The organism is Streptomyces sp. NBC_00193 (genome assembly GCF_026342735.1).
Lineage (GTDB): Bacteria > Actinomycetota > Actinomycetes > Streptomycetales > Streptomycetaceae > Streptomyces > Streptomyces stoeckheimensis.
In genome coordinates this window covers 703,050-718,174 of sequence record NZ_JAPEMM010000002.1, presented here as the reverse complement: position 1 = coordinate 718,174, position 15,125 = coordinate 703,050, and the positions used below count along the sequence as shown (strand labels likewise).

Below are 15,125 nucleotides of genomic sequence, written 5' to 3'. Positions count from 1 at the left end.
ATGCCGCAGGGGCCACCGAGGTGCGGCGTACCGCTCCCCGATGGCCCCCCGTGGCGCCGTCACTGATCAGAGGGCCGCGGGGCCCACGGGTCAGAAGGTCAGGTTCCAGGCGTCGATCTTGCCGGTGTCCTGGTTGGCGTTGTCGTTCACGCGCAGCGTCCAGACACCGTTGGCGACCTCGGTGGAGGCGTTGACGGTGAAGGTCTGGATGATGTTGTCCGTGCCGCCGCCGGCCCGGTTGCTCAGGACGTAGACGGAACCGTCCGGAGCCACGAGGTCGACCTTGAGGTCACCGATGTAGGTGTGCTTGATGTCCACGCCCACCTTGAGGGTGGCCGGCGCGTTGCCGGTCACTCCGCTGACGGTGATGGCGCTGTTCACGGTCGTGTTGTCGGCGATCGCGACGTCGGTGAGGTTCTCGAAGTACTTGCCGGGAGGCGGGGTCGAGCCGCCGACCGCCTTCAGCGCGTCGACCTGGCCCTCGCCGAAGAACCCGTTGTTGGCCGTGGTCCCCTTGCAGCGGGTGTCCGACGGGCAGGCGGTGTCGTTGGCCTGGGTGGCCAGCGCGGTGCGGATCTGCGCCGGGGTGAAGGTCGGGTTGGCACTGGCGATGAGCGCCGCGACGCCCGCGACGTGCGGGGAGGCCATCGACGTACCGCTCATGGAGCTGTAACCGCCGCCCGGCACGGTGGAGTAGACGTTGCTGCCCGGCGCCGCGACGTCGATGACGCCCTGGCCGAAGTTGGAGAACGAGGCCTTGGTGACACCGGTGCCGTTGGCCGCGACCGTGACCACGCCCGGGAGCTCGGTCGGGATGTCGAGGCAGGCGTTGGTGATGGTGCGGGTGGTCGGGGTCGAGTCGTTGGGGCTCGCCGAGTCGGTGGTCTTGTTGGCGAGGTCGTAGTTCTCGTTGCCCGCCGCGGCGACCTGGAGCGAGCCCTTACTCTCGGCGTACTCCTGGGCGCGCTTGACGCCCTCGATGATCGCGGCCTGGTCGATGTTGTCCGGGCAGTTGAACTGCCACGGGTCCGTGTAATAGCTGTTGTTGGTGACCTTGAACCCGTGGTCGCCGGACCAGACGAAGGCGCAGATGGTGTTCTCGGCGAAGAACAGCGAGGTGCCCGGCTCGGCCACGCGGACCGAGGAGATCTTCACGCCCGGGGCCACGCCGACGACGCCCTTGCCGTTCTTGGCGGCGGCGACGCTGCCCGCGACGTGCGTGCCGTGGGTGCCCACGTCACGCCAGGCGCCGGCCCGGGTGTCAGGCTTGCCGTAGGCGCAGGAGGCGGAGTCCGCGGCGTTGAAGTTCGGCGCCAGGTCCTGGTGCTGGTCGTCGACGCCGGTGTCCAGGATGCCGACCTTGACGGAGGCCGAGCCGGGGTTCACGGCCCAGGCCTGGTCGGCCTTGATCTGTGTCATGTCGGCGCGTGCGGGCTCGCCCGCGGGGGTCGTCGACTGGGAGGGGTTGGCGGGCAGCGCCGGGTTGTAGGCGTCCGCCGGTACGTCCGAGGTGCGCGTCGCGCCGACCTTCTGGACCCCGCTGACGCCGCGCATGGTGGCGGCGAAGGTCGAGGAGGTCGAGTGGGCGACGATCACGCCGATCTGGTCGAAGTACGAGAAGACCGTGCCGCCGTTCGCCGCGACGGCGGAACGGACCGCGGAGCTGTCACCGGCAGCGGTGATCACCACGTAGGCGCGGGTGCCGGCAGCCCAGGTCGCACTCTGGGAAGTCGGCGCCGGGGCCTGGGCCTTGGCGGGGGCGGAGGTGCCGGGGATGCCGGCCGGGGAGACCGGCGCCGTGCCGGCGAGCGCGGCCGGTGCCCCGAAGGCCAGGGCGCCCAGGGCGGCCGCCAGTACGAGGGTGCGTCGAGGTCGGCTGGATATGTGGGGTATCAATGCGTCCTCCGAAGACGGCCCTGCGGTGCGGGTGGCACCTACCGGGCCGTACGAAACGAGTGGTGGACGCAAGATGTCAGACGCGTGCCCCGATATGGAAGTACCTTTTACAGCTAGACGGTTCAACCGATCTTGGCTGGAAATCGACTACCGCCCGAGGTGTTGGGACCGGCCGGGCTGGGCACCGTGGGGGCGAGCCCTGCCCGGCCGGTCCGCGGGGCGCCCCCGTCAGACGGGTACGCCGTCCTTGGCGACGCCAGGCTGGGCCGGTACGGCCGCGGCCTGCTCATGCGCGTCGTCGGTGAGCGTGCTCTCGTCGAACGGCAGCCGTCCCGCGAGGACTTCGGTGGCCCGGGCCCGGTCGAACTCCTTCGTCCAGGTGCCGATCAGCACGGTCGCGATCGCGTTGCCCGCGAAGTTCGTCAGCGCCCGCGCCTCGCTCATGAACCGGTCGATGCCCACGATCAGGCCGACGCCGTCGACGAGTTCCGGCCGGTGCGACTGGAGTCCTCCGGCGAGCGTGGCGAGACCCGCACCCGTGACCCCGGCCGCGCCCTTCGAGGCCACGATCATGAACAGCAGCAGGGAGATCTGCTCGCCCAGGGCGAGGGGCTTGCCCATCGCCTCCGCGACGAAGAGCGAGGACATCGTCAGATAGATCGCGGTCCCGTCCAGGTTGAAGGAGTAGCCCGTCGGGACCGTGATGCCGACCACCGGCCGCGAGACGCCCACGTGTTCCATCTTCGCGATCAGCCGGGGCAGCGCCGACTCCGAGGAGGAGGTGGACAGGATCAGCAGGAACTCCCGGCCCAGATAGCGCAGCAGGGCGAACACGCTGATCCCCGTACACAGCCGCAGCAGCGTGCCCAGGATCACGAAGACGAAGATCAGGCAGGTCGTGTAGAACCCGATCATGATGACCGCGAGGGACTTCAGCGCGTCCATCCCGGTCGCCCCGACCACCGCCGCGATCGCGCCGAACGCGCCCACCGGCGCCACCCACATGATCATCGCGAGTACCCGGAACACCAGCTTCTGCACGTGCCCGATCCCGCGCAGCACCGGTTCGCCCGCCGCGCCCATGGCCTGCAGCGCGAACCCGCAGAGCAGCGCCACCAGCAGCGTCTGGAGCACCTCGCCCCCGGTGAAGGCCGACACCAGCGTGGTCGGGATGATCCCCAGCAGGAACTCCGGCGTGCTCTCCGCGCCGCCCGCCTTGGCCTGCGCCTCGCCCGCGTTGCGGGCCGCCTCGGTCAGGTGCAGCCCGCTGCCCGGCTCCAGCAGGTTGCCCACCAGCAGCCCGATGGCCAGGGCCACCGTGGACATCACCATGAAGTAGCCGAGCGCGAGCCCGCCCACCGCGCCGACCTTGGCGGCCTTGCGCACCGAGCCGATGCCCAGCACGATCGTGCAGAAGATGACCGGCGAGATCATCATCTTGATGAGATTGACGAACCCGGTGCCCAGCGGCTTGAGCTCCACGGCCGTGCCGGGTGCGGCGAACCCGACGGCGATGCCGAGCAGCACCGCGCCGATCACGGCGATGTACAGATAATGCGTCTTGTCGCGCCTGGCGGCCACGATGCCTCCTGGTAGTGCCCTTCGCCTCCCTGATGGCGAAGGCGTCCCGGGAGGACCATCGCCCGCCGCTGTGACCCCGGTCACCCTTGCGTTCATTGAGTTCACGCCCGGGTGCACACTGAGCGCCATGTTCCGCTTTCCCCGGCCGCCGCGCAGCCTCGCCGGCCAGCTCTTCGCCATGCAGGTGGTGCTGGTCGCCGTGGTCGTCGCCGGCTGCGCCGTCTTCGCGTACGCGACCGCCCGCGACCAGGCCGAAGAGGCCGCCCGGCGACAGGCCGGAGCGGTGGCCCGCGCGGTCGCGGACTCCCCGTCGGTACGCGACGCGGCGCGTGCGCAGCGGCAGGAGGAGAGGGCGCGGGAAGCCGGAGGAGAGCCCGTCCCCGAAGCCGTACGGGGAACCGGGCGCGGGGCAGATGGCCCCGGCGGGCCCACCGCGGCCCTGCAGCCCTACGCGGAGCGGGTCCGCGTCGACGCGGGCGTGGACTTCGTGACGATCATGGCTCCGGACGGACGGCGCTGGACCCACCCCGACCCGATGCGCATCGGCGAACCCTTTCTCGGCAACACCGCCCCCGCCCTGCGGGGCGAGACCTTCAGCGAGACCTACACCGGCACCCTCGGCCCCTCCCTCCGCGTGGTCACCCCGATCACCGACGACGGCCGGGTCATCGGCATGGTCGCCGCCGGCATCACCGTCCGCGCGGTCAGCGCCCGCCTCGCCGCGCGGCTCTCCGCCCTCGCCTGGGTGGCCGGCGGGGCCCTCGCCCTCGGCGGAGCCGGCACCTACGTGGTCAACGCCCGGCTGCGCCGCCACACCCACGGCATGAACGCGGCCGAGCTGAGCGGGATGTACGACTACCACCAGGCCGCCCTGCACGGGGTCCGCGAAGGGCTGCTGATGCTCGACGGCCGGCGCCGGATCACCCTGGTCAACGACGCGGGCCGCGAACTCCTCGGCCTGGACGGGGAGGTCAAGGGGACCGGCGTCGCCGACCTGGGCCTGCCCGCCCCGCTCACCGGGGCCCTGCTCTCCGACCGGCCCCGGGTGGACGAGGTCCATCTGACGGTGGACCGCGTGCTCGTGCTCAACAGCGCGCCCGTCGCCGGCGGCGGCCGCCGGGGCACGGTGATCACCCTGCGCGACCACACCGAACTGCTGTCGCTGACCGGGGAACTGGACCAGGAACGCGGATTCACCCGGGCGCTGCGCGCGCAGGCCCACGAGGCGGCCAACCGGCTGCACACCGTGGTCTCCCTCATCGAACTCGGCCGCAGCCGGGAGGCGGTGGACTTCGCCACCGCCGAACTGTCCCTCGCCCAGGCCCTGACCGACGAGGTGATCGCCGCCGTCGGCGAGCCCGTGCTCGTCGCCCTGCTCCTCGGCAAGGCCGCGCAGGCCCACGAACGGGGGGTCGAGCTGGTCGTCACCCCGGACAGCGGAGCCATCGGCGCCGGGCCCGGCGGCCCGCCCGCGCGGGACCTCGTCACCGTCCTCGGGAACCTCGTCGACAACGCCGTCGACGCCCTCACCGGCGTGCCCGGCGGCCGGATCTCCGTCACCATCCGCCCCGACGGCCCGGCCGGACCCCACGGACGCGGGGTGCTGATCGGCGTGGCCGACAACGGCCCCGGACTTCCCGAGGGCGCGGACGTGTTCCGGCGCGGCTGGTCGGGCAAGGGGGAGGGGCGGGGCCTGGGCCTCGCCCTGGTGCGGCAGGTGGCGCACCGGCACGGCGGAAGCGCGGACGCCGACCAACTGCCGGACGGGGGCGCCCGGTTCACCGTACGACTGCCGGCGCGCGGGGAGGGGGACGCATGAGCACGCCCGAGGTACGGGTCCTCGTCGTCGAGGACGATCCGGTGGCCGCCGACGCGCACGCGCTCTACGTCGGGCGGGTGCCCGGCTTCACCGCCGTCGCGGTCGTCCACTCCCTCGCCGAGGCCACCCGGGTCCTGGAGCGGACCCGGATCGACCTGCTGCTGCTCGACCTGACCCTGCCCGACGGCCACGGGCTGCGCTTCGCGCGCGGCCTGCGGGCCGCGGGCCACCCCGCCGACGTGATCGTGGTGACCTCGGCGCGGGACCTGGGGGTCGTCCGCGAGAGCGTCTCGCTCGGGGTGGTGCAGTACGTACTGAAGCCCTTCGCCTTCCCCACCCTGCGCGAACGGCTCCTGCGCTACGCCGAGTTCCGCGCGACGGCGGCGGGCGAGGCGGCCGGCCAGGACGATGTGGACCGCGCGATGGCGGCCCTGCGCTCACCCCGGCCGGCCGAGCTCCCCAAGGGGATCGGCGGCCCGACCCTGGACCGGGTCGCCGCGCTGCTGCGGGCGGCCCCCGAGGGGCTGACCGCAGGCGGGACGGCCGAGGCGGCCGGGATCTCCCGGATCACCGCCCGCCGGTACCTGGAGCACCTGGTGGACACCGGCCGCGCGGACCGCACCCCCCGGTACGGCCAGGTCGGCCGTCCCGAACTGCACTACCGCTGGCTGGCGGCCGCCCCGGCCGGGGCGGGCACCGGCTCGGTGTCGAAGGTGTAGAACTTCCGGTGGTCCAGCATGTCCGCCGGGGTCACGTCGTTCCACGGCCGCATCGTGTCGTGCAGGTCCACGACGTTCGGGGTGCCGGCGGCCGGCAGGTACGTCGACTGCGGGTGCAGCGCCTGCCAGTCGGCCCACAGCTTGTCGATGAAGGCGTGGTGCATCCAGAACACCGGGTCGTTGGGGGAGACCCCGGTGGCCATCTGGCCGCCCACCCACACGTGCACCCGGTTGTGCAGGTTGGCCCCGCGCCAGCCCTCAAGGTTGTTGCGGAAGCCGCCCGAGGAGCTGTTCCAGGGCGCCGCGTCGTACACCGGCATGGCGAGGACGGAGTCCACCTCGGCCCTGGTCGGCAGTTGGGCCACGCCGGTGCCGAGCGCGCGCCGCAGGTAGGAGCGCCCGTCGACCCGTACGGCTATCTCCCACTTGCCGCCCGCGTACGCGAACGGTCCGTCGAGCACCTGCCCGTCCCGGGCCCGTCCGGTGCCGCCGAGGAAGTCGGCGGCCCAGAGCGAGGAGCGGGCGGTCCGGTCGGCCGTCCAGTCCCAGTACGGCAGGGCCACCGCCGGATCCACCTCCTGCAGCGCCGCCTCGAACTCCAGCAGAAACCGGCGGTGCCAGGGCAGGAAGGAGGGGGAGCGGTGGCCGACCCGGTCGCCCGAGTCGGTGTCGCCCATGATGAAGCCGTTGTGCGTGGTGACGAAGCGGTCGTAGCGGCCGGTGCGCTTGAGTTCGAGGAGCGCCGCGACGAACGCCCGCTTCTCCTCGGGGGTGAGCGAGGCCTGGTTCTTGCGGATCGTCATCACATGCCGCCCATCGGGACGAGGGCGGCGCCCTGGAGTTCGCGCACGGCGGCGCGGGCGAGGGGGAGCGGGCCGGAGAAGGTCTCGTAGTGGTTGACCACGCTGATCCAGCTGCCGTCGGCGTTCCGCATCACGTGCAGTTCGCGGCCGTCTATGAGGACGGTCGGCAGACCGGGGGACTGGTGGCCCCCGTGGTGGCCGCCGTGGTCGTCCCCGCCGCCCGAGGCGGGGACGATCCGTATGCGGCGGCCCTGGTAGACCTCGTCGACGCCGCCCGCGGGGGTGGCGGGTGCGGCGGTACGGGATCCGGTGACGGCTGCGTGCGCGGTGGCGCCTGCGAGGCCGAGGGCGGTGAGTGCGCCGGCAGTGGCGCCTAAGGCCTGTCGGCGGGTGATCTTGTTCATGGCCCGAAGAGGTATCAGGGCGCCGAGAACCCAGGGCTGTTATCCGGACATGCGCGGATAAGTTGCCGGTCGAACTAGTTGGATGATCTTCCCGTCCGGACTGGCTCCAGCGATCTGGACGGGAAGACCTGTGTGAAAAAGCTTAATGGACAGGAAATCCTGCGGTGACACGGGGTGGGTATGGAAGGGATCACACCGCGGAGTCGGCCGGAAGCCGCAGCCGGAATTGCCTCAGAGGTCCGGTCCCGGGGGGTGTTCTGAAGTGAATTTCGGGGCGATCTGTCCGGTTCCATCCCGTTATAGTCCCGATATGGCTCTCCATGAGACGAAGGACCTGCGTGCCCGCGACGCCGAGACGGACGTGTTCGCGTCCGCCCTCAGCGGCGAGATCCTCCCCAAGTACCGGATGCCCGAAGACCACTCGCCGTCCGAGGTGGTCTACCAGCTCCTCCACAACGAGCTGCTCCTCGACGGCAACGCCGCCCAGAACCTGGCCACCTTCTGCACCACCTGGTCGGACGACGGGGTCCACCGGCTGATGAACGAGTGCCTCGACAAGAACATGATCGACAAGGACGAGTACCCGCAGACGGCCGAGATCGAGAGCCGCTGCGTCAACATCCTGGCCGACCTGTGGAACGCCCCCGCCGGCACCACAGGCACCGGCTGCTCCACCACCGGCTCCAGCGAGGCCGCCATGCTCGGCGGCCTCGCCCTCAAATGGCGCTGGCGCGAACGCCGCCGCGCCGCCGGACTGCCCACCGACAGGCCGAACCTGGTGTGCGGGCCGGTCCAGGTCTGCTGGGAGAAGTTCGCCCGCTACTTCGACGTCGAGCTCCGCCAGCTCCCCCTGCTGCCCGGAGCCAACGGCCTGCGCCCCGAGCAGCTCGCCGCCAACGTCGACGAGAACACCATCGGCGTCGTCGCCATCCTCGGCGTCACCTACACCTGCGTCTACGAGCCCGTCGCCGAGATCGCCGCCGAACTCGACCGGATCCAGGCAGAGCGCGGCTGGGACGTGCCGATCCACGTGGACGCCGCCAGCGGCGGCTTCGTGGCCCCCTTCCTCCACCCCGACGTGGTCTGGGACTTCCGGCTGCCGCGCGTGGCCTCCGTCAACACCTCCGGGCACAAGTACGGCCTGGCCCCGCTGGGCGTCGGCTGGATCGTCTGGCGCACCGCCGACCTGCTCCCGGCCGACCTCGTCTTCTCCGTGGACTACCTCGGCGGGGACATGCCCACCTTCGCCCTCAACTTCTCCCGGCCGGGCGGCGAGATCATCGCCCAGTACTACCTGTTCCTGCGCCTGGGCCGGGGCGGCTACCGCCGGGTCCAGCAGGCCTGCGCCGACACCGCCCAGTACCTGGCCCGCGAGATCGAGACCATCGGCCCCTTCACCCTCCTCTACGACGGCCAGGGCGCGCTGCCCGCCGTCTCGTACCGGCTCACCGACCCGGAGGGCGCGGGCTTCACCCTCTACGACCTCTCCGACCGGCTCCGGATGCGCGGCTGGCAGGTGCCCTCGTACCCGCTGCCGGCCGAGCGGGACGACACGGTCATCCAACGGGTCCTGATCCGGCACGGGGTGACCCGGGACCAGATCGCCCTGCTGGTCTCCGACCTGCGCGCCGCCGTCGAACACCTCGTCGCGCACCCGCAGCCCGTGCCCGCGGCGCCGCCCCGGTCCGGCTTCCACCACTGACGGGGGGCGACGGGGACCGGGCCTGCTGATCCGGGCCTGCTGATCCGGGCCTGCTGATCCGGACCTGGTCATCCGGGCCCGCCCCGGAAGGGCGGGGCCGGCGCTCAGGACGCCGACCAGCGCATCCCCAGCTCCGTCAGCGCGGCCGTCCGTTCCGGGGTGAGGGACGCGGCGCGGGAGCGCTGGTTGGCGATCCAGGAGCCGAGGCGCAGGTCCCGGTCGCCGACCCGCTCCACGTGGGCACGGGGCACCCGCAGGTGCCGCTCGCGGTCGTGGAACCGCCGGGCCGCCTCCAGGTGCGCCGCCCACGCGTCCGCGTGGGCGACCCGGGGCCTCGGCCGGTCCGCACCCTCGGCCGGGGTCACCCCGAGGGCGTGCTCCAGCAGCCAGCGCTGCGCCCAGGCGAGGCGCTCCCAGGACGCGCGCTGCCCCCGCAGCCACACACCGAGGTCCTCGCCCTGGACCACGGCCTCCCCGGGGCGCGTCGGCAGCGGGCCGCCCGCGTCCAGGTGGACCCGGGTCAGGTGGAAGGCCCGCTGCCAGGAGATCTCCCAGGACGGACACCAGGAGGCGTCGATGGCCTCCAGGGCCTCCCGGCGCTCCTCGGACAGGGCTCCGGGGCCCTCCCGGCGGGCCGCCGCCCGCTGGTTCTTGACCCAGACCCCGACCGGGGCGCCGCGCCAGGTGGCGTCCACGGGCGGCAGCAGGTGACCGTGCTCGGCGGCCCAGCCGCTCGCCGCCGCGAGCCCCTCCTCGAACGCCACGTCGAAGTGGCTCCACACCATGCCCAGTTCGTCGAGCTGCGCCACCCGGCGGTGGCCGAGCGCCCCGCGCCGGTAGGTGCGCCGGGCGTCCGCGATCCACTGGCCGAGCGGGAAACGGGCCAGCCCCGGCGGCCACGGAGCCCCGGCTCCCTGTTCGTCGGTGGCAGCCGCAGCCGCAGCCGCATCCGCATCCGCCTTCGCCTCCGTGTCCGCGGGCACCTTGAACGCGAACGGCACCTTGAGGTCCCCGGCGCGCCCGGCGTAGATCCGGGCGGCCTCCACCCCGCGCCGCCAGTGCTCGTGCTCCGGGTGCAGGACGCGCAGCCGGACGAAGGCGGCCAGCAGCGCCGGGTCGCGGGGGGTGGAGAAGCTCAGCAGGGACTCCGCGCCGCCGCGCAGCCCGGAGCCGCCCACGGACTCCGCGCCGCCCGTGCCCGCGCGCCGGCTCGGGGCCTGGGGCTGCGCCAGGGACTCGACGACCCGGGTGTCGTGCGCCCGTAGCGCCTCCAGCAGCCGCGCGAGGTCCCCGTACGCCCGTGAGGTCAGCATCGTCTCGGGGGACTCGCCGGGCCCCAGCAGCACCGGCACCACGAGGGAGGCGACCTTGCCCTCCCCGGGCCGGATGCGCAGCGCCCGGCCGACGGCCTGCACCAGGTCGGGCATGGAACCCCGTACATCGGCCCAGAAGACCGAGTCGCACTCCTTGGTGTCCACACCCTCGCCCAGCACCCGGACACTGCCCAGGAAGGCCTTGTCCGCGACCCGGTCGTCCGCGAAGGCGCCCAGCACCCGGCGCCGGTGCGCCGCCGTGTGCTGCCCGCACAGCCAGTCCGCCCAGACGGTACGGGGGTACACCGGCCGCGGGGCCCAACTCGTGGCGCGCAGGCGGGCGGCGACCGCGGGCAGACCGGCCGCGAAGGCCTCGGCCTCCTTGGTCAGGTGGTGGAAGACGAGCGTGCGCCGGAACCCCTGCTTCACGGCCGCCGTCATCAGCGCCGTCTGGAGCGCCGCGAGCCGCACCCCGCGCACGGAGTCGGAGCGCCCGTCCGGCCCGAGCAGGACGGCCGCCTGGAACTCCGGATCGCTGACGTCCACGCAGACCACGCGGTAGGGCGCGCAGATGCCCCGGTCGACGGCCTCCGAGAGGGTGAGGGTGTAGCAGCGCGCGCCGAACGGCCCGTCGGGATCGTCCTCCATGGAGGCCACGAGGTCGCCCCGGCCGCGCACCCCCTCCGGCCGGTCGGAGCCCTCGGCGGACTCTTCGCCCTCGGCGGGCGCGGAATCCTCGGCGGACTGCCAGACCCGGGGCGTGGCCGTCATGTACAGCCGGCGGACCGAGGGGATCCGCACGTTGTCGTGCACCACCGCCCAGGGCTTGCCGATGCGCCCCGAGGTCCGGTGCGCCTCGTCGACCACGATCAGGTCCCAGCCGGGCAGCCCCTCGCGGTGCGCGCGTTCGATGGTGCCGAGGCCGAGCGAGGCGTACGTGGCGTACACCGTGACCCGGTCGACGGGCGGGCCCGCCCAGCGGGCCAGTTCGGCCGGGTCGGTGGTGGTGGGCACTCCCGCGTCCTCGCCGCGCAGCGAACACACGGCGAAGGCGCGGCCGGTCCGGCCGCCCTCGCGCCAGGCCGCCGCGGTCTGCACGAGCAGGTCCAGGGAGGGCACCAGCACCAGGACGCGTCCGGCCCGCAGTTCCTCGGCCGTGTGCACGGCGACCAGCGACTTGCCGGAGCCCGTTGCCATGATGACCTGCGTACGGAGCCCGGTCCGTGGGACCCTGCGCCCGGCGGGCAGTTCCAGCGCCCGCACGGCGGCGTCGACGGCCTCGCGCTGGTGCGGACGGAGTTTCTGCCTGCTGATGCGCCCCACCTCCACCGTGATCTGCCGGTTTGCTTCCAGCTCCTATCTTGCCCCCATTTTGAATCATTGCGGGGAGATCGCGTCGACGGGGGTGCGGCGGAGCGTGGCGAGGCGGGGGCGGAGCGTGGCGGAGCGGGGTGCGGGGGCCGGGGTGGGGCCGGGGTGGGGACCGGGTGGGGCCCGCGGCGGGAGGTCTTACATCCGGGCGCCGAAGTTCTGCGTCCACCACGGGCCGCCCGCGCCCTGGTGGATGCCCACGCCGATGTCCTTGAAGGAGCAGTTGAGGATGTTCTCGCGGTGTCCCTGGCTCTTCATCCAGGAATCCATGACCTGGGCCGCGGTCCGCTGCCCCTTCGCGATGTTCTCCCCGTAGGTGGACCAGCGGTACCCGGCGGCGGTGGTCCGCTTGCCCGGGTCCGCGCCGTCCGGGTTGGTGTGCGAGAAGAAGTCCCGCCGCGCCATGTCGTCGGAGTGCCCCTGGGCGGCCGTACGCAGCTGCGCGTCGTCCTTCAGCGGCCCGCAGCCGGCCTTCGCCCGCTCGGAGTTGACCAGGGATATCACCTGGGCGGCCATGCTGCCGCCCGGCGGGGCGGGAGCCGGGCTCTTCGGCGGGGTGGACTTCGGGGTCGGCTTCGGGGTGGGCGTGGGGGTCGGACTCGGAGTCGGAGTCGGGCTCGGGCTGGGGCTCGGCGAGGCGCTCGGGGAGGCGGACTCCGAGGGGCTCGGGGTGGGGGAGGCGGCCTCCGGCGGCAGCGCGGTCCCCGATTCCGGCGCCACGAGCGCGGCCGGAGGCACCTCGGGGGATCCGGTGCCGGGGCGGGTGGCGAGGTAGGTCACCCCGCCTCCCACGACACAGGCGGCGAGCACCGCGCCGCCGATCACCCGGCGCCGGCCGCGGGTGCGCCGCTGCTTGCGCAGCGAGGCGCGCCCGTCGCCGGGGCCGCCCGCCGAGGCGAACTGCGCTTCGAGGTTGCTGCCGCCACTGCCGCCACTGCCGCCGTCGGCGTGACCGGCGTGACCGGCGTCCGGACCGTACGCCGAAGCGGCGCCGGCCAGGCCGACGGAGGTGTAGCCGGAGTCCAGGGCCGCCCGTACGCCCGCGAGCAGCGCCGCCGAGACCGGCAGCAGCGCCAGCCCGGCCAGCAGTCCTTCGGCCGGGACCAGGCCGTTCCACAGCCCGGCGCACCGCAGGCACTCACGGGCGTGCCGGGCTATTCGCTTGCGCCACAGCGTCGAGGGCACCCCGTCCCAGCTCGCCGCCATGGCCCGCAGGTCCTCGCAGGGCGGCTGGGCACCCAGCGCCCGCTCCACCACCCGGGCCGCCTCCAGCTGCGCCTTCATCCGCTGCACCCGTACCGCGGTGTGCTGCGGGGACAGTTCCAGCGCCTGCGCCATCTCCGCGCGCGTCAGCTCCCCGGCGCACTCCAGCCACCACAGGGACAGCAGCGCCCGGTCGTCGGGCTCGAGCCAGCGCGTGGCACGGGCCGTCTCGCGCCGCTGGCCCTCCAGCTGGAGCCGTACGACGGTCAGGTCCACGAAGTCGGCGCCCGGGTCCGCGAGCTCCCAGGCGGCCTCCAGTCCGCTTTCGCCGGGGGCGCTCCGGCGGGCCTGCCAGTGGGCGCGCACCCGGTTCATGGCGATGGCGACCAGCCAGGACCGGAAGCTGTGGTCGTCGCGCAGGCCGCCCAGCCCGTCGAGTGCCCGCAGCATCGTGTCCTGGACCACGTCGTCCACGTCGACGGATCCGTTCAGGGCCCGCCCGACGATGTTGTAGACCAGCGGCAGATAGGCGCTGACCAGGTCGTCCTGGGCGCGGGGATCGCCCGCGCGGGCCGCGGCCACCAGTGCTGCCGTGTGCTGAGTGCTCATAGAAAAGTCCCTGTCCGTACCGGCGCTCGATGATGCCCAATACCTGGGAGACCGTCGAGGGGGACTCCGATAACGCTTATCCGTCGATCGGTTCCGCGGATGCGGAATCCGGAGCGCCCGGCCCTGTTTTCCCGGCCGGGGCGAGGCGGGAGGCCAGGGCGTCGAGATCGGGCAGGAACCAGATGTGGCGGCCCTCGTTCGATTCCCGTACGAGATCGCGCAGGGCCGAGCTCGCCTCCAGGTGGTGCGAGAGGTCGCCCACGACCACCAGGCGGACCCGGTAGTTCACGAACTTCTGCATGATCGCCCCGGCGAGCCCGCTGCGCAGGTCGAAGAAGCCGGCGTCCAGGCGTTCCACGGGGACGGCGACGATGTCGGTCCGGTAGAAGGCTCCGCCGATCAGCTGGTCGAGCGCGTCCTGCTCGGTGACGACGGGCGGGCCGTCGGCCGCGCAGACCAGGACCGGTACGCCGTGGTGTTCCACGAGGAGGTCAGCCACGGTGTGCCGCCCCCGCGTCGTGGCCGGTGCCGCGGCCGGTGCCGTGGTCCGGGTCGTTTCCCATGCCGTTGCCCGGCCCGAGCACCCCGTCGACCAGGTGCAGCAGATCGGCGGTCGTGGCCGCGTCGCCGAGGATCACGATCTTCATGCGGGCCCGCTCCTTGTCGTAGACCGTCTGGACGCGCAGCGTGGCCGGGGTGTCCCTCGGGGACTGCGCGCTCGCCGTGACGAGGGTCGCGAGCCGGTTCGCCGCGTCGGGACCGATCGCGTCGATCTGCACGATGCTCGACACCTCCAGATGCCGCCGCGGCGCCTCCCCGGCGGGGGAAGGATCCTCGGCGGCCGGGGCGGGAAGGCTCGTCAGGGCCTCGAAGTCCGCCCGGCTGATCCGGTACTGCTTGCCGATCCGGACCGCTTTGAGCCGGCCGTCGCGCACGTAGTTCCGGACGGTGCGCACGTGCAGCCCGAGCAGCTCCGCCACCTCGCCGACCGAGTACAGCTCGCGTCCTTCGTCACTCATGACTCCGAATCCTACCCCATGAGGTGCGTATGCATGCTTATAGGGAAGGATAGGGAAGCAGGAGTTCGAGGAGTCGCTCGGGAGCCCGCAGCGGTAGGTAGTGATCGGCGCCCGCGACCACCTCCAGCCGCGCGCCGGGGATGCCGTCGGCGAGACGGTCGGCGATGACGCCGATCTCGGGGCGGTCGTGATCGCCGACGACGACCACCGTCGGCACCCCGATCCGGTCCAGCCGGCCGACCGCAGCCTCGGCCGGGTCGAGGGCGTGCCCCTTCTCCGCGGCGGCTCCGGATTCGGCGTTCTCGCGCACCATGGGCTCGATGACCTCGAAACCCGGGGCCCGGTCGCCCAGGCTCGCCCAGAGCGCGAGCTCCAGCTCGGCGATGCGGCTGCCGACCGATCCGCGGCGCGCCGCGGCGTACGCCTCCGCCTCGGCGCTCCGGGGCCACTCGTACCCGCCGACGGACGATGCGATCAGCGTCAGCGACCGGACCCGCTCGGGGTGTTCCCACATGCGGCTGTCGTGGACCGCCCCGTGGAGCAGGACGAGCGGGGGGCCGTCCCCGGCCCGCTCGGCCCGGATGCGGCCCCCGTCGGCGACGGGTATCAACTCGGTGGTTGTCATGCCGCCGATTCGATCATGGTGCCGCCTGCGTCGAGAGGGGCGAGGGCCCCGGAAAACCGCT

Annotated in this window: 12 protein-coding genes; 3 read left to right on the top strand and 9 right to left on the bottom strand. The window is 73.0% G+C overall.

Features of this window, described 5'->3' with window-relative positions; all coding sequences use genetic code 11:
• Positions 1 to 90: 90 nt before the first annotated feature.
• Together OG898_RS31305 and OG898_RS31300 are read right to left on the bottom strand one after the other, a co-directional pair.
• On the bottom strand, positions 91 to 1,896 hold the full coding sequence (locus OG898_RS31305) for a S8 family serine peptidase (protein WP_266961524.1): 1,806 nt from the start codon (positions 1,894 to 1,896) through the stop codon (positions 91 to 93).
• A gap of 228 nt (positions 1,897 to 2,124) precedes the next feature.
• Positions 2,125 to 3,477 (bottom strand): cation:dicarboxylase symporter family transporter, encoded by a 1,353-nt coding sequence (locus tag OG898_RS31300; protein ID WP_266961522.1) that lies wholly within the window; start codon positions 3,475 to 3,477, stop codon positions 2,125 to 2,127.
• Between the two features lie 127 nt (positions 3,478 to 3,604).
• Here OG898_RS31300 and OG898_RS31295 point away from each other — a divergent pair, with 127 nt between their 5' ends.
• Together OG898_RS31295 and OG898_RS31290 are read left to right on the top strand one after the other, a co-directional pair.
• Positions 3,605 to 5,296 carry a sensor histidine kinase gene (locus OG898_RS31295; protein ID WP_250738084.1) on the top strand — a complete coding sequence of 564 codons (1,692 nt, stop codon included), beginning with the start codon at positions 3,605 to 3,607 and terminating at the stop codon, positions 5,294 to 5,296.
• Positions 5,293 to 6,015, top strand: coding sequence for a response regulator (locus tag OG898_RS31290; protein ID WP_243332215.1), 723 nt, complete (start codon positions 5,293 to 5,295; stop codon positions 6,013 to 6,015). The genes OG898_RS31295 and OG898_RS31290 overlap by 4 nt, the downstream gene beginning before the upstream one ends.
• On the opposite strand, the gene OG898_RS31285 is transcribed toward OG898_RS31290, so the two are convergent.
• Both OG898_RS31285 and OG898_RS31280 read right to left on the bottom strand, forming a co-directional pair.
• Positions 5,955 to 6,818, bottom strand: a complete 864-nt coding sequence (locus OG898_RS31285; RefSeq protein ID WP_250738083.1) for a tyrosinase family protein — start codon at positions 6,816 to 6,818, stop codon at positions 5,955 to 5,957. The two genes, OG898_RS31290 and OG898_RS31285, sit on opposite strands and share 61 nt — an antisense overlap.
• Positions 6,818 to 7,222 carry a tyrosinase cofactor gene (locus OG898_RS31280; protein WP_250738082.1) on the bottom strand — a complete coding sequence of 135 codons (405 nt, stop codon included), beginning with the start codon at positions 7,220 to 7,222 and terminating at the stop codon, positions 6,818 to 6,820. Before OG898_RS31280 ends, OG898_RS31285 begins: the two co-directional genes overlap by 1 nt.
• 310 nt (positions 7,223 to 7,532) lie before the next feature.
• Between OG898_RS31280 and OG898_RS31275 the strand changes: the two genes are divergently transcribed.
• Positions 7,533 to 8,924, top strand: a complete 1,392-nt coding sequence (locus OG898_RS31275; protein WP_250738081.1) for a glutamate decarboxylase — start codon at positions 7,533 to 7,535, stop codon at positions 8,922 to 8,924.
• A gap of 104 nt (positions 8,925 to 9,028) precedes the next feature.
• On the opposite strand, the gene OG898_RS31270 is transcribed toward OG898_RS31275, so the two are convergent.
• The 5 genes from OG898_RS31270 to OG898_RS31250 all read right to left on the bottom strand — a co-directional run bounded on the left by OG898_RS31270 (position 9,029) and on the right by OG898_RS31250 (position 15,064).
• The gene (locus tag OG898_RS31270) at positions 9,029 to 11,551 is read right to left on the bottom strand and encodes a DEAD/DEAH box helicase (protein WP_266962661.1); all 2,523 of its coding nucleotides are present in this window, start codon (positions 11,549 to 11,551) and stop codon (positions 9,029 to 9,031) included.
• Positions 11,552 to 11,746: 195 nt separating this feature from the next.
• Positions 11,747 to 13,420, bottom strand: a complete 1,674-nt coding sequence (locus OG898_RS31265) for a sigma-70 family RNA polymerase sigma factor (protein ID WP_266961518.1) — start codon at positions 13,418 to 13,420, stop codon at positions 11,747 to 11,749.
• Between the two features lie 76 nt (positions 13,421 to 13,496).
• Positions 13,497 to 13,919 carry a DUF4180 domain-containing protein gene (locus tag OG898_RS31260; protein ID WP_250738079.1) on the bottom strand — a complete coding sequence of 141 codons (423 nt, stop codon included), beginning with the start codon at positions 13,917 to 13,919 and terminating at the stop codon, positions 13,497 to 13,499.
• The gene (locus tag OG898_RS31255) at positions 13,912 to 14,439 is read right to left on the bottom strand and encodes a helix-turn-helix domain-containing protein (RefSeq protein WP_266961515.1); all 528 of its coding nucleotides are present in this window, start codon (positions 14,437 to 14,439) and stop codon (positions 13,912 to 13,914) included. The genes OG898_RS31260 and OG898_RS31255 overlap by 8 nt, the downstream gene beginning before the upstream one ends.
• 37 nt (positions 14,440 to 14,476) lie before the next feature.
• Complete coding sequence (locus OG898_RS31250) at positions 14,477 to 15,064, bottom strand: alpha/beta fold hydrolase (RefSeq protein ID WP_266961513.1); 588 nt, start codon at positions 15,062 to 15,064, stop codon at positions 14,477 to 14,479.
• Positions 15,065 to 15,125 lie beyond the last annotated feature (61 nt).

Bases quoted from the DNA above. Each gene is read 5' to 3' on its own strand.
- OG898_RS31295 (WP_250738084.1), top strand. From the start codon at position 3,605: ATGTTCCGCTTTCCCCGGCCGCCGCGCAGCCTCGCCGGCCAGCTCTTC.
- OG898_RS31290 (WP_243332215.1), top strand. From the start codon at position 5,293: ATGAGCACGCCCGAGGTACGGGTCCTCGTCGTCGAGGACGATCCGGTG.
- OG898_RS31285 (WP_250738083.1), bottom strand. From the start codon at position 6,818: ATGACGATCCGCAAGAACCAGGCCTCGCTCACCCCCGAGGAGAAGCGG.
- OG898_RS31280 (WP_250738082.1), bottom strand. From the start codon at position 7,222: ATGAACAAGATCACCCGCCGACAGGCCTTAGGCGCCACTGCCGGCGCA.
- OG898_RS31275 (WP_250738081.1), top strand. From the start codon at position 7,533: ATGGCTCTCCATGAGACGAAGGACCTGCGTGCCCGCGACGCCGAGACG.
- OG898_RS31265 (WP_266961518.1), bottom strand. From the start codon at position 13,420: ATGAGCACTCAGCACACGGCAGCACTGGTGGCCGCGGCCCGCGCGGGC.
- OG898_RS31255 (WP_266961515.1), bottom strand. From the start codon at position 14,439: ATGAGTGACGAAGGACGCGAGCTGTACTCGGTCGGCGAGGTGGCGGAG.
- OG898_RS31250 (WP_266961513.1), bottom strand. From the start codon at position 15,064: ATGACAACCACCGAGTTGATACCCGTCGCCGACGGGGGCCGCATCCGG.